The following is a 14,506-nucleotide window of genomic DNA, read 5'->3' as shown; positions in this document are numbered from 1 at the left end:
ATTGTATATTCTTAATACGATTAGAATAGAAGCATAATTAAAAAGTGAATGAAGACTAACGACATAAGCTAACAAGATGACAGTAAAGCTAATTTTTAACGTGTAAACACACAGTATTAATAAAGCTAGCGTTTATATTTGTGGATTAAAAAAATACTTAGTAAGTTCACGAAATTTATTCAAATTTTTATTTTTTGAGGTTACTTTCTTTTTAATGCATAACACTATTGTTGCTATTTTTATAGAAATAACGCTAGCAAACCTTATCTAAATATGGTATAAAACGCGCGCAACTCTTCACATTCATTTTTCAAAAAATCCTTGTGAGGTAAAGCAAAAATTTTAAAATTTAATTAACGTTATAACACACACATATCATTACTCTTTGCCGGGGTGCCTTTTACTTTAAGTCATAAGGTCGGATAAAGCGGATATGTGGAGGCATAACCCCAACGTCAAAATGAGGAAATCATGACTACAGTATCAATGCGCGATATGTTACAAGCGGGTGTACATTTTGGACACCAAACTCGTTATTGGAACCCAAAAATGAAACCATTTATTTTTGGTGCTCGTAATAAAGTTCACATCATCAATCTTGAAAAAACAGTTCCTTTATTCAACGAAGCGTTAGCTGAATTAAACAAGATTGCCGCTCGTAAAGGTAAAATTTTATTTGTTGGTACAAAGCGTGCAGCTAGCGAAGCGATTAAACAAGCAGCAGAAAGCTGTGGGCAATACTACGTAAATCACCGTTGGTTAGGTGGTATGTTGACTAACTGGAAAACAGTACGTCAATCAATCAAACGTTTAAAAGATTTAGAAACACAAGCTAGTGATGGTACATTTGACAAATTAACCAAAAAAGAAGCACTAATGCGTGCTCGCGAAATGGCTAAATTAGAAAATAGCTTGGGTGGAATTAAAAATATGGGTGGCTTACCCGATGTGATTTTTGTTATTGGTGCAGACCATGAACATATCGCAATCAAAGAAGCTAACAATTTAGGTATTCCAGTCATTGCTGTTGTTGATACAAACTCAGATCCAGATGGTATTGATTATATTGTTCCAGGTAATGATGACGCAATTCGTGCTATTCAATTATATGCAAATGCGGTTGCTGATGCAGTACGTTCTGGTCGTGAACAAAACCAATCTCCAGTATCTGAAGAAAGCTTTGTTGAAGAAGCGCCAGCAGCTGAGTAATAAACTCAAATATTTTCAGGGTCGATAATCACTATCGACCCATTCTAATGAAAATCATCACAATGGTTAAATAGAGGATTAAAAAATGGCTGAAGTTACCGCTTCTATGGTAAAAGAACTGCGTGAAAGAACAGGCGCAGGCATGATGGAATGTAAAAAAGCATTAGTTGAAGCGAATGGTGATATTGATCTTGCTATCGACAATATGCGTAAATCAGGTCAAGCAAAAGCGGCTAAAAAAGCTGGTCGTGTTGCTGCTGAAGGTGTGATTATTTCTAAAATTTCTGCTGATAAAAAATCAGGTATTATTTTAGAAATCAACTGTGAAACAGACTTTGTTGCAAAAGATGCTGGTTTTATCGCATTTAGCGAAAAAGTAGCGACAGCTGCATTAAATGATCACATTACTGATCTTGCTGCTTTACAAGCTAAATTTGAAGAAGAGCGAACAGCGTTAGTTGCTAAAATCGGTGAAAACATTGGTATTCGTCGTGTTCAAGCAATCGCTGGTGATGTGGTTGGTAGTTACCAACATGGTGCTCGTATCGGTGTTTTAGTTGCAGCTAACAGTGGCTGTGATGAAGAATTAGTTAAACATATCGCTATGCACATCGCTGCAAGTAAACCTGAATATGTTAACCCAAGTGATGTTCCGGCTGATGTGGTTGAACATGAACGCAATATTCAAATCGATATTGCAATGCAATCAGGTAAACCACGTGAAATCGCTGAAAAAATGGTTGAAGGCCGTATGCGTAAATTCACGGGTGAAGTATCGCTTACTGGTCAACCATTTGTAATGGATCCAAGTAAAACTGTAGGTGATCTACTTGCTGAGAAAAAAGCGACAGTTGCGACATTTATCCGCTTTGAAGTGGGTGAAGGTATCGAAAAAGTCGAAGTTGATTTTGCAGCCGAAGTTGCTGCGATGTCGAAACAATCTTAATTGTTTTATAAAAACCGCCGTAAAGGCGGTTTTGTTTATCTACAAAATATTTTAAAATTATTACCCGCTAGCTAACCTAGTTTGTCAGGTAATTAAATAACGAAATAGTGAGACTTCATATGGTAACCCCTTTCTATAAACGTATTCTTCTAAAACTCAGTGGTGAAGCACTACAAGGCGATGAAGGTTTTGGTATTGATCCCACCGTTCTTGACCGTATGGCACAAGAAATAAAAGAACTAATCGAAATGAATGTTCAAGTGGCTGTTGTTATTGGGGGCGGTAACCTATTTCGTGGTGCAGGTCTTGCTAAAGCAGGTATGAATCGAGTAGTTGGCGATCACATGGGGATGCTAGCAACGGTAATGAATGGTCTTGCAATGCGTGATGCTCTGCATCGAATAGAAGTTAATGCGCGTTTAATGTCTGCTATACCTTTAAATGGTGTGTGTGATGATTATCGTTGGACTGAAGCAATTAGCTTACTTCGTCATGGTAAGGTGGTTATCCTTTCAGCAGGTACAGGTAATCCGTTTTTTACAACCGATTCTGCTGCTTGTTTACGTGGTATCGAAATTGAAGCAGATGTGGTTCTAAAAGCGACTAAAGTTGATGGTGTATATTCTGCTGATCCTGTTAAAGATCCAAATGCAACGCTTTATAAAACATTAAATTATGAAAAAGTGTTAGATGATGAACTAAAAGTTATGGATCTTGCCGCATTTACATTAGCGCGTGATCACAATTTACCTATTTGTGTGTTTAATATGAATAAACCTGGTGCATTACGCCGTGTCATTTTAGGTGAACCAGAAGGAACATTAATTAATAATCAGGCAACAGTTAGCTGTTAGTCTTTTTTATTTTAAATAAGGTTTTTATTATGCTAAATGAGATTCAAAAAGAAGCGCAATCGCGCATGGAAAAAAGTATTGATGCGTTTCAAACTCATATTTCTAAAGTGAGAACAGGCCGTGCATCACCAAGCTTATTAGATGGTATTATGGTTGAATATTACGGCAGTCCAACACCACTACGTCAATTAGCGAACGTGGTTGCAGAAGATGCAAGAACCCTTGCTATTACAGTATTTGATAAATCATTAACACCAATGATTGAAAAAGCAATTTTAACTTCAGACTTAGGACTTAATCCCGCATCAGCAGGTACAGTAATTCGAGTGCCTTTGCCACCATTAACTGAAGAACGCCGTCGTGATTTAACAAAAATCGTGCGTAATGAAGCTGAACAAGGTCGCGTGTCTATTCGTAATATTCGTCGTGATGCCAATGATCAGATTAAAGCACTGTTAAAAGATAAAGAAATTTCAGAAGATGATGAACGTAAATCACAAGATTTAATTCAAAAAGCTACCGATGCGGCGATTAAAAAGTTAGATTCGGTACTCGCCGATAAAGAAAAAGAGTTAATGGAATTTTAATTTTTTAGCTTAAAAGCCTAGTTATAACAACTAGGCTTTTTTTTATGTAAATAATTTGCTTCTTAAGATCGGTTTTTTCAATTAATGTTTCATAAAAATGGATAGTTACTGTTTTATTATTTTATTTGTTGGATGCAGTGATAATTCCTATTCACCGTCAGCATCGCAAAAGCAGGTTAATGATTCCAATCCATTATAGGTAGTTCAGTATTATGCCTAATTAACCGTAAATTCGGAAAAAAGTTAATTTGAGTGCTAATCATGGTAAAAGTACTAATCCTAAATAGAAAAGAGTTTTAGGCATGATTTATCGTTATGCTTCGATCAAATGGATGAGCGACTGTAAACACGACTGGTTGATATTGATATTACCAAACTTAAAAACGGTTAATTATAACTGAGGTTTTATTTAGTAATTATTGGTTTAAATTGTCTATATTGTGTGATTAGTTTTGTTTCTAATTATCATAATTTAAGTATATAATGTGATGAAAATAACATTATAGGGCTATATTTGTTATTTTTATAACATTTACTAACATTTATAAATGACTAACAATATTTACTAGACATCATTAACAATAATTAAAGGAAAGCTTATGGATTATGCAAAGTATATTGATCATACTCTACTTGCAATGAATGCCACAGAAGATCAAATACGTAAACTCTGTGATGAAGCAAAGCAGTACCATTTTTATTCCGTGTGTGTGAATTCTGGTTATGTACCTTTAGCCGCTAGCTTATTAAAAGGTAGCGACGTCAAAGTTTGCTCGGTTGTTGGTTTTCCTCTTGGTGCGATGTTAACTTCTGCAAAAGCATTTGAAACTGAAATGGCGGTTAAAGCGGGTGCGCAAGAAATCGATATGGTTATCAATGTTGGTTGGCTAAAAAGCAATGATTGGGATGCCGTTAAAAAAGATATCGATGCGGTCTTTAAAGCATGTAATTCAGTGCCATTGAAAGTAATTTTAGAAACTTGTTTATTAACTAAAGATGAAATCGTAAAAGTTTGTACAATTTGCAAGGAAATTGGCGTTGCTTTTGTTAAAACCTCTACTGGATTTAGTACATCAGGCGCAACGGTAGAAGATGTCAAATTGATGCGAGACACCGTTGGTGATAAAATGGGTGTTAAAGCATCAGGTGGTATTCGCGATCGGCAAACTGCTGAGAAAATGGTTCAAGCTGGTGCTACACGGTTAGGCGCTAGTGCAGGCATTGCAATTGTTTCAGGCAATTCTACCTCATCAAGCAACTATTAATTGATCCTTTCATAAGCTACTGCAAAGTAGCTTATTGCTATTTAATGGAATGGCAATGGAAACACAACCTCAAAAAAGAGTTAACGCACTTATTGAGTACCTAAAATCGACCGATAAAATTCATTTAAAAGAAGCGGCTCAAATGTTAGCTGTATCTGAAATGACGATTCGGCGTGATATTAACAATCAACCTTCACCTTTAACGGTATTAGGCGGTTATATTGTTAATCAGTCCCAAAATCAAATTACCCAATACTTTGTTAGCGATCAGCAAGATAAACAGGTAGAAGAAAAACGTTACATAGGTAAGCTTGTTAGTCAACTAGTTAACGAAAACGATACTCTTTTTTTTGATTGTGGTACTACCATCCCCTTTATTATCGATGCAATTCATGAGGATATATCCTTCACTGCAATTTGTTATTCGCTTAATGCCTTTTTAGCGTTACAACATAAACCGAAATGCAAAATTATTTTATGCGGTGGGCATTATCAGCTTAACAATGCCATCTTTACCAGTATTAGCCCACATAATCAATTAGATTTTATATGCCCTAATAAAGCTTTTATTTCGGCTGCAGGTATAGATCTTATACAAGGTGTTACTTGTTATGATTTTGATGAACTGAGTATGAAGCATCAAGCCTTAAATAAGTCTTGTCAGAATATTTTAATTGCTGATCATACCAAGTTTAATCAGGTTAAGCCGGCTTTTATTGCTGAACTTAATCAGTTCTATCAAGTGATTACGGATAAAGCGCCAAGCGCTCAGTACCTTACTTTTTTTAACGATAATAATATCGGTTTAATTTATTGATGATGAAAAATATTACAATTTTAGGTTCAACAGGGTCAATTGGCTGTAGTACGTTGGCCGTTATTCGGCAAAATTGGTCACAATTTAAAGCTTATGCCTTAGTCGGCGGTAAAAATGTCAGCAAAATGACCGAACAGTGCCAAGAATTTAAACCTAAATACGTGGCTATGGCTGATGAGCAAGCTGCCATAGCGCTTAAGGCTAATTTGCTAAATCTGAATTTAGATATTGAGGTATCGAGTGGTGAACAAGCTATCTGTGACTTAGCTCAATTACCGGAAGTAGATTACGTTATGGCGGCTATTGTTGGCGCGGCTGGATTAAAACCGACCCTTGCTGCTATTAAAAAAGGTAAGCGTATATTACTGGCAAATAAAGAGTCATTAGTGACTTGTGGTCATTTATTTATGCAGGCGGTGAAGCAATATGGCGCACAGTTACTACCGGTCGATAGTGAGCATAATGCTATTTTTCAAAGTTTACCTTGTGCCGTTCAAGAACAATTAGGCTTTGCTCATTTAGCCGATTATGGCATAACTAAAATAGTACTAACCGGCTCGGGTGGTCCATTTCGAGATTTACCTTTAAACTCGCTCATTTCAGTTACACCCGAGCAGGCGGTTGCGCATCCTAATTGGTCAATGGGAAAAAAGATTTCAGTTGATTCAGCAACGATGATGAATAAAGGCTTAGAGTATATTGAAGCCAGATGGCTATTTAATGCCAGTTTCGATGAAATGGAAATTATTATTCATCCTCAATCGATTATTCACTCTATGGTACGTTACCAAGATGGTAGTGTCATCGCTGAACTAGGTGTACCGGATATGTGTACACCTATTGCCTATGCTATGTCATATCCACAGCGTATTTTGTCAACTGTACCACCCTTAGATTTTACAAAAGTTTCGGCATTGACGTTTACTGCCCCCGATTTTAATCGCTATCCTTGCTTAAAATTAGCGATAGATGCTTTTAATCAAGGGCAAGCGGCAACGACGGCTTTAAATGCCGCCAATGAAATCGCTGTCGAGGCTTTTTTACAACGCAAAATCGGTTTTATGGATATTGCAAATCAAGTTGCGGCAACCTTAGATAAACTCAATTTACCCGAACCCAAGACTATCGAGGATGTGTTAGTAATTGATAAGTGGGCTCGACAACAGTGTAGTAAGCTATAACTTAAGTGTTATAGCTGTGTTTTATAGACGCGGCAAGGTGTGCCCATCGCAATGACATTACTTGGTATATCACGATCAACTATGCTACCAGCTGCAATAACGGTGTTATCGCCAATGGTCACATTAGGTAATACAATCACATTGCCGCCGATCCAAACGTTATTGCCGATTGTAATTGGTTTTGCAAATTCAAGTCCGCTATTGCGAATTTGACTATCTAATGGGTGTCCTGAGGTATAAAATCCACAATTGGGTGCAACTAATACATTATCGCCAAAAGTAATTTTAGCCGCATCTAACATAATGCAATTGAAATTAGCAAAAAAATTTTCGCCAATTTCAATATTGTAGCCATAATCACATTGAAAACCAGGCATGATCGTAAACTGTTGCCCAGTTTTGCCTAATAGGATTTGGAATAACTGTTGTCGTTGCTGTTTGGCTAGTGGCGATAATTGGTTTATTTGAAAACAAATATCTTGTGCATAAAGCCTTTCGTTAGCCAGTAAATCGATCTCTGGGTTATAGAGCATACCTGCTAGCATTTTCTCTTTTTCGCTCATGTTGCTACGCCATTTGTTTTGCTGTTAATGCAGGGTTATCACTAATAAATGATTGTAAAAAAGCGCTATCAGGAAGTGCAGTTAACGCCCCTTTTTGAGTTGTTGCTAACGCGCCGCAAGCACTGGCAATAGTCATCATGCTTTCTAACATAAGTTTATCGTCTGGCATTCCGGACGTTGCAATACTACTGAGTAATCCTGCAACAAAAGCATCGCCTGCACCGGTTGTATCAATACTGTTAACATGATAGGAATCGAACGAAAATGTTTTACCATGCCATAAAACTACACTGCCATCTTTACCTTTTGTAACTAATTTGAGTGTTGCATCATAATGTTGTTGTAACTTATTTAAAGCGGCACTCCAATCGTTAGATTCGGTTAACCAAAATAGCTCTTCATCGGAAAGTTTTAGTATGTCGGCATCATGACAAAATTGCGTAATAATTGTGCGCATTTCATTTTTATCATGCCACATTTGTTCGCGTAAATTGACATCAAAGCTGATTAAACCCTTTTTACCATTCAACCTTTCAATCGCTGTTTTTAATGTTTGACGGCAAGTCTGCCCAACTAAAGCTAGCGAGCAAAAATGCAAAATATCTTGGTTAAAATCAGGAATCGCCTGCTGAGATAGAAACTGATCGGCAGACGGCGACACTAAAAAAGTAAAACTCCTTTCGCCATTATTACCCAGATCAACCACCACCGTACTGGTTCTATGGTTATCATCTTTTTCTAAACTTTGGCAATCAACGTGGTATTGATTAAATGTTTTTTCCATAAAGTGACCAAAAGGATCATTACCAACACGACCTATAAATGCGGAAGGAAGTCCCAATTTTGCTACACCAATAGCGACATTTGCAGGTGCTCCTCCTGCACAGGCTTTGTAATTCATATCACCAAATGGTAAAAGATCGATAACAGCATCGCCAAGCGACCAGACTTTAGTTTTATTCATTTTGTTACTCAATTTAAAGTTAATAGGTTTAAGTGTTGTGACTTTATGGCTGGTTTATTTAAACAGTTAAGTCAGCTTAAACGAAGTTTTATAATTAGTCATTAACAATAGACTAAAGCATTTACAAAAAAATTCATTGTTAACGTTAAAAATGTGTGATTATTATCACATATTTTGCCTGTTAATTGATCAAAAGTTAACGTTAACAATTAAGTTAGGGTAATATAGCTTGATAAGAAAGGTGGCTATATTAAAGTCATCATATTGATGAAAATTATATTTAATGCGGAATGTATAAAGGGGAGTTTATGTCTATTGCAATCGATCAAGCAAATCAAGCTGTTAAACAGTTAGAAAAGGTAATGAATAAACAGTACTATCCATGTTTTCATCTGGCACCACAGTCTGGATGGATGAACGATCCTAATGGTCTTATCTATTTTAAAGGTCAGTACCATGCTTTTTATCAGCATCATCCTTTTGATGAAAACTGGGGACCGATGCATTGGGGGCATGTGGTGAGTGATGATTTAGTCACATGGAAAAGATTACCTATTGCGCTAGCACCGGGTGATGCGTTTGACAAAAGCGGTTGTTTTTCTGGATCGGCAATAGATAAAAATGGTGAGCTTTGTTTAGTTTATACCGGTCATATTTGGTTACAAGGTCAAGGGAATGATGAACACATTTGTCAAACTCAATGCCTTGCTACAAGTAAAGATGGTATTCATTTTGAAAAACATGGCACTATTTTAACCCCAGAAGATGGCATTATGCATTTTCGTGATCCCAAAGTTTGGCAACAAGCAGGTCAATGGTGGATGGTGGTAGGGCAAAGGGATAACAATGATGTTGGACAAATATTATTGTATCGCTCTCACGATTTTAAAAAGTGGCAATTTGATCACGTGGTGGTTAGTCATATCGATCCTAATGTCTATATGCTTGAATGCCCTGATTTTTTCCCGCTTGGTGATAAATGGATCTTGATGTTTTCACCGCAAGGTATGAAAGCAAAAGGTTATCAATACCGTAACCGATTCCAATCAGGCTATATTGTCGGTGATTGGCAACCTGGGAAAACGTTTTCGATAGTTAAACCATTTCAAGAAATGGATTTTGGTCATGATTTTTATGCACCACAATCGTTTGTTGCAAAAGATGGTCGGCGCATTATTTTTGCTTGGATGGATATGTGGGAATCAATGATGCCAAGTAAACAAGATAAATGGATGGGCGCCTTTACGCTTCCGCGCGAATTAGTTTTAGATCGCAATAATAATGTCCGTAACCGTCCAATTAAAGAGCTTGAAGCATTACGAGAAAAGCCTAAAAACCTGAGTGAAATAACACTCAATAATGAATTGAAAAATACCGATATTGAATCAATTAGTTGCGAGATTAATGTCGATATTGATTTAACCCAAAGTAATGCTGAACGTTTCGGTTTACAGCTAGCGGCAACGCCAGATGGTAAGCAAGCCACACTATTGTATGTGGATCTGCAATCGAATCGTATTGTACTTGATCGTAGTCTTTCAGGATTAGCATTAAAGGGATATCGCAGTGTTCGGTTACCTAAAACTAAAAAGTTAAATTTGCATATTTATGTTGATGCTTCATCTGTTGAGGTTTTTGTTAATGGTGATTTATATAGTTTATCGAGTCGTATTTATCCAAAATTACCGGCTAAACGAATCGTTAACTTATTTGCTGAAAATGGCCAAGCAAAAATTATAAGATTAGATAGTTGGCAGTTAAAATCAATTTATGAATAATTGCTAATCATCCCACTACTTTAGTGTAGTGGGATAACAGTTTTTGTTTATAATGAATCTCGTTGCAAAAATGGCGCAGGTACATAGGTTACGTTTTTGTTAGTTTGGTTGTTTATGATGTGTAATGCGGCTTGTTCGCCTATCTGATAATGAGGTAATTGTACGGTGGTTAGCGGTGGATAAAAAAGTTCCCCTGTGCCGACCATATTATCATAACCTACAACTGCGATATCTGTTGGAATATGAAAACCTTGACTTAACAAAAATTGATAAGCAACAAATGCAATACGGTCATTGCCACAAATTAACACATCAAAGTCTGGTTTTTTGTTACAGTGCTGTTTTAATATATCAACTGTCATCATATATTCTTGGGTAAGGTTATTTTCTACCGTTGTGGTGTGGTAACTGATAATGTCATTTAAATTACGACCTGCGTCTAACCATGCTTGCTCGGCACCTTTACGGCGAGTTTTACCAGCTAAGCTGGTATTTGACAAATAAATACATAATGGTTTTTTATAGCCTTTTTTAATCACTTGTTGCATGGCGTAGTATTGACCTGTGTAATCATCCGGAATATAACACGCTAGATCTTCACTATCACAGATGCAATTGGCTAATACCACGTTTTTCCCGAGTAACTTTGTCGGAAGTTCAATTTTTCTTAGTCCCATAGTGGTATAAATAATGCCATTAGGTCGATAAGATAGCAGAGTATTAATGGCATGATTAGCTTGTTTATCATCAAATAGATTAACAATAAAAGTATTCCAACCGTGTTGTTGTGCTGTTTTTTCGATCGCTTGTAATAATTCTACAGAAAAAGGGGTCATTGCTGTTTCTAATGCTAAAACACCTATTGCACGAGGGCCAGAGTTATCGCCACGAATTTTACGTGCTGACAAGTCCGGCACATAGTCAAGTTGCTCAATTGCTTTTTGAACCCGATTATAAGTCTGTTTATTTAATTTTTCAGGATTATTAATTGCGCGTGATACCGTCATCAACGAAACCGATGCCAACTTTGCAACATCCTTAAGTGAAGCCATAATTAAATCCTTTTGTTTAGCATTAAAAAAATCTTTTTCTAATAATTATTTCAAATGATGATACCACAAATAAAAATGATAAAAAGTGTGAGGGAGTTATCATTTATGATAACCGGTTGTATCTATTTTCTGTCAATTGTGACAATAATGTTAACATTAACATGTTAACGTTAAACTTCACAATATAAGAGTAATAAATATGAATATAATAGCAAATAGAAATTATTGGTTTTCATCTGGTTATCTTATTACCTTTTATGCAGCTTGGTCTCTTTGGTGGTCTTTTTATGCAATATGGTTAAAAAGTAAAATTGGCTTATCGGGTGAGCAACTTGGAACGGTTTATGCGGCAAACTCGGCTGCTGCCATGTTTTTTATGATATTTTACGGCATCATTCAAGATAAATTACAAATCGGCAAAGCTGTTATTACCTTTCAAAGTATCGTGATGATATTAATTGGTCCGTTTTTAATTTATGTTTATGAGCCGTTATTAAAAAGTGATTTTATTATCGGTGTCTGTATTGGTGCACCAGTGTTGAGTGCCGGATTTATTTCTGGATGTGCTTTAATTGATTCGTTTATTGAGCGCATTAGCCGCTTATTTGGTTTTGAGTTTGGTCCAGCTCGCTTTTGGGGATCGTTTGGTTATGCTGCCGCGACGTTTGTTGCTGGTATTTTATTTGGTATCGATCCTCATATTAATTTTTGGATGGCATCTGCTGTTGCTGTTATCTTTTTTATTATTAATTTGACCTTTACGCCAAAACGTTATCCAGTGGATGCAAACAAGGATAGGGTTATTGAAAAAACCTCAACCATTCCAACATTAAGTGAAATTTTCTCATTATTTGGTATGAAAAAATTTTGGCTATTTGTATTTTTTATTATTGGGACAAATAGTTTTTATACCATTTATGATCAACAACTGTTTCCAAATTTTTACACAAGTTTTTTTGAAAAAAATGAAGATGGTTACCGCGTTTATGGTTATTTAAACTCTTTTCAAGTTTTTTTAGAGGCGGCCTGTATGATCTTAGCACCCTATTTTATTAATAAAGTGGGTGCTAAAAAGTCACTATTAATTGCTGCACTCGTGATGATTTGCCGAATTGCTTTATCTGCATCACTACATAATGTTTATCTGATTTCATTAATAAAATTATTTCATGCCATTGAAACGCCGCTGTTTATTTTGGCGGTATTTAAATATGTTGTAGCTAATTTTGATGCTAGATTATCATCAACCCTCTATTTAGTTGGCTTTAATATTTCATCTAATATTGGTGTGATTGCACTGTCATGGGTGGTGGGTAAATTATTTGATAATACTGGCTATTCAACAACGTTTTATGTGCTTGCTAGTATTGTGCTATTTATTTTAATTGTTGCTATATTTACCTTAACCAATGATCGAAAAAATAGACTTCAATCACAATAGTTATTGTTATCTACTTTATAAAATGGAAACGGAAGTTTCCATTTTGCTATTTAGTTTATGATCAATAAATACAAAGCTTGCTTCTATGATGAGTTTGCGAAACAATAGATAATCACTATGATTAATGTCTATAGGTTGTTGTTGTGAATATTACCAAAACAGTAGTTACGCCTGATATGCTATGGCAAACAATCAGGCAAGAAGCATCAAAATTAGTAGAAAGTGAACCGATGCTAGCCAGTTATTTCCATGCCACTTTGCTTAATCACGAAAATTTAGGTAATGCATTAAGCTATATTTTAGCCAATAAACTTGCTACCCAAGTCATGCCTGCAATTGAAATTCGTGAAATTGCACGGCAGGCTTATAAGGCTGATCCGCATCTTATTCAATCCGCTATTACTGATATTATTGCGGTTTATGTGCGTGATCCCGCCACTAATTATTATTCAACTCCTTTACTTTATTATAAAGGCTTTTTATCGTTGCAAGCTTATCGTATTGGACATTGGCTTTGGCAACAAAATCGTCAATCACTCGCCACATTTTTACAAAGTCAGATTGCTATTGTGTTTGGCGTTGATATTCATCCTGCTGCAAAAATTGGCTGTGGTGTGATGTTCGATCATGCGACAGGTATTGTCATTGGTGAAACTGTCGTCATAGACAATGATGTATCGATTTTACAATCGGTAACACTGGGTGGTACAGGTAAAGAGAATGGGGATCGTCATCCAAAAATTCGAGAAGGCGTCATGATTGGTGCTCATTCAACGATTTTAGGTAATATCGAAATTGGTAAAGGGGCAAAAATTGGTGCCGGTTCAGTCGTATTAGAGCCAGTGCCAGCCCATACAACTGTTGCTGGAGTACCAGCAAAAGTGGTCGGCTGCCCTGATTGTGATAAACCAGCTTTGAATATGGATCAAGATATTTGATTGCGTGAAAAGATTTCCGTCGACAATAGTCGACGGTAGGTCAAAACCAAAATTTAGTGGTTAGAATTAACATTCACATCCATAGTTGGATATGGAATATTAATACCATTTTCAGTTAGTAGATTTTTAATATTTTCCAGTAATTCTGCTCTCACTGACGGGTAATTTTCGTTTGATGTCCAAACCAAAACATTAAAGTTCATTGATGATGCATCTAACAGATCTAAACGAATAATTGATTCTTTATTTGTCAAAATATTGTTGGTTTGGTTTACTGCTTGTCTTAGCACTTGGTAAACATTTTGAATATTTGAATCATAACCCACATTAATAACCAAATCTAAACGTCTTTCTGGTAAACGGGTAAAGTTGATTATATTGGCACTAACTACCTGACTATTAGGAATAACAACAAGTTCGTTAGTTGGTGTAACAATCGTTGTAGAAAAAATCTGTATAGAGTCAATGACGCCTCTTTGACTGTTGATAACAACGGTTTCACCCACTTTAAACGGACGAAATATTATTAATATGACGCCTGCGGCAAAGTTAGACAGTGAACCTTGCAGTGCCAAACCAACAGCTAAACCTGCAGCACCAATAACTGCGACAATTGAGGCTGTTTGTACGCCTAACTGTCCTAAAACTGCAACCAGTGTCACGACCATAACGGCATAATAAGATAATGCGCTGACAAATTTCACCACTGTTGGATCAACATGGCGGCTGCTTAAAATGCGTTTTAATTGACGACTGATAAACTTAGAAATTGCTCGACCAATTATAAAAATAATAATGGCAAAACAAAAATGCGCTATATAGCTAAGCACAATGCCATCATATTTATCAATAAATGCGGTAGTTTGAGTTAAAATATTTTCAAAATTCATCACATAATCCTATTTGAGAAC

The 14,506-nt window shown here is 36.2% G+C and carries 14 protein-coding genes; 10 read left to right on the top strand and 4 right to left on the bottom strand.

The features are described from left to right. The first annotated feature begins 471 nt into the window (after positions 1-471). The 7 genes from rpsB (at position 472) to ispC (ending at position 6,859) form a co-directional block, all read left to right on the top strand. Positions 472-1,209, top strand: a complete 738-nt coding sequence (rpsB, locus tag J3U57_RS09170) for a 30S ribosomal protein S2 (protein WP_065633745.1) — start codon at positions 472-474, stop codon at positions 1,207-1,209. Between the two features lie 85 nt (positions 1,210-1,294). Continuing rightward, positions 1,295-2,155, top strand: coding sequence for a translation elongation factor Ts (gene tsf, locus J3U57_RS09165; protein WP_065633746.1), 861 nt, complete (start codon positions 1,295-1,297; stop codon positions 2,153-2,155). A 119-nt stretch (positions 2,156-2,274) separates the two neighbouring features. Next, on the top strand, positions 2,275-3,009 hold the full coding sequence (gene pyrH, locus J3U57_RS09160) for a UMP kinase (RefSeq protein WP_065633747.1): 735 nt from the start codon (positions 2,275-2,277) through the stop codon (positions 3,007-3,009). Between the two features lie 29 nt (positions 3,010-3,038). After that, positions 3,039-3,596 (top strand): ribosome recycling factor, encoded by a 558-nt coding sequence (gene frr / locus J3U57_RS09155; RefSeq protein WP_065633748.1) that lies wholly within the window; start codon positions 3,039-3,041, stop codon positions 3,594-3,596. A 599-nt stretch (positions 3,597-4,195) separates the two neighbouring features. Then, on the top strand, positions 4,196-4,861 hold the full coding sequence (deoC, locus tag J3U57_RS09150; protein ID WP_267344503.1) for a deoxyribose-phosphate aldolase: 666 nt from the start codon (positions 4,196-4,198) through the stop codon (positions 4,859-4,861). Between the two features lie 55 nt (positions 4,862-4,916). Continuing rightward, entirely contained in the window at positions 4,917-5,678 is a 762-nt protein-coding gene (gene deoR, locus J3U57_RS09145; RefSeq protein ID WP_267333995.1) for a DNA-binding transcriptional repressor DeoR, read from the top strand. Positions 5,679-5,680: 2 nt separating this feature from the next. After that, positions 5,681-6,859, top strand: a complete 1,179-nt coding sequence (ispC, locus tag J3U57_RS09140) for a 1-deoxy-D-xylulose-5-phosphate reductoisomerase (RefSeq protein ID WP_267348580.1) — start codon at positions 5,681-5,683, stop codon at positions 6,857-6,859. Between the two features lie 8 nt (positions 6,860-6,867). On the opposite strand, the gene J3U57_RS09135 is transcribed toward ispC, so the two are convergent. Together J3U57_RS09135 and J3U57_RS09130 are read right to left on the bottom strand one after the other, a co-directional pair. Next, complete coding sequence (locus J3U57_RS09135; RefSeq protein WP_267344499.1) at positions 6,868-7,422, bottom strand: sugar O-acetyltransferase; 555 nt, start codon at positions 7,420-7,422, stop codon at positions 6,868-6,870. A 4-nt stretch (positions 7,423-7,426) separates the two neighbouring features. Then, on the bottom strand, positions 7,427-8,386 hold the full coding sequence (locus J3U57_RS09130; protein ID WP_065633752.1) for an aminoimidazole riboside kinase: 960 nt from the start codon (positions 8,384-8,386) through the stop codon (positions 7,427-7,429). A gap of 308 nt (positions 8,387-8,694) precedes the next feature. Between J3U57_RS09130 and J3U57_RS09125 the strand changes: the two genes are divergently transcribed. Further along, positions 8,695-10,164, top strand: coding sequence for a glycoside hydrolase family 32 protein (locus J3U57_RS09125; protein ID WP_267344497.1), 1,470 nt, complete (start codon positions 8,695-8,697; stop codon positions 10,162-10,164). 47 nt (positions 10,165-10,211) lie between these two features. Here J3U57_RS09125 and J3U57_RS09120 read toward each other — a convergent pair whose 3' ends face one another. After that, positions 10,212-11,216, bottom strand: coding sequence for a LacI family DNA-binding transcriptional regulator (locus J3U57_RS09120; RefSeq protein ID WP_267333999.1), 1,005 nt, complete (start codon positions 11,214-11,216; stop codon positions 10,212-10,214). A 199-nt stretch (positions 11,217-11,415) separates the two neighbouring features. Between J3U57_RS09120 and J3U57_RS09115 the strand changes: the two genes are divergently transcribed. Together J3U57_RS09115 and cysE are read left to right on the top strand one after the other, a co-directional pair. After that, entirely contained in the window at positions 11,416-12,657 is a 1,242-nt protein-coding gene (locus tag J3U57_RS09115) for an oligosaccharide MFS transporter (protein ID WP_267334000.1), read from the top strand. A gap of 176 nt (positions 12,658-12,833) precedes the next feature. Beyond that, positions 12,834-13,595, top strand: coding sequence for a serine O-acetyltransferase (cysE, locus tag J3U57_RS09110; RefSeq protein WP_416379673.1), 762 nt, complete (start codon positions 12,834-12,836; stop codon positions 13,593-13,595). A gap of 53 nt (positions 13,596-13,648) precedes the next feature. Here the strand turns inward: cysE and J3U57_RS09105 are convergent, their stop codons facing one another. Continuing rightward, positions 13,649-14,485, bottom strand: coding sequence for a mechanosensitive ion channel domain-containing protein (locus tag J3U57_RS09105; protein ID WP_267344493.1), 837 nt, complete (start codon positions 14,483-14,485; stop codon positions 13,649-13,651). Positions 14,486-14,506 lie beyond the last annotated feature (21 nt).

Source organism: Gilliamella sp. B3464 (genome assembly GCF_026536145.1).
Classification (GTDB): Bacteria; Pseudomonadota; Gammaproteobacteria; order Enterobacterales; family Orbaceae; genus Gilliamella.
The sequence above is the reverse complement of the archived record's forward strand: the minus strand, read 5'-3'. Positions and strand labels throughout refer to the sequence as shown.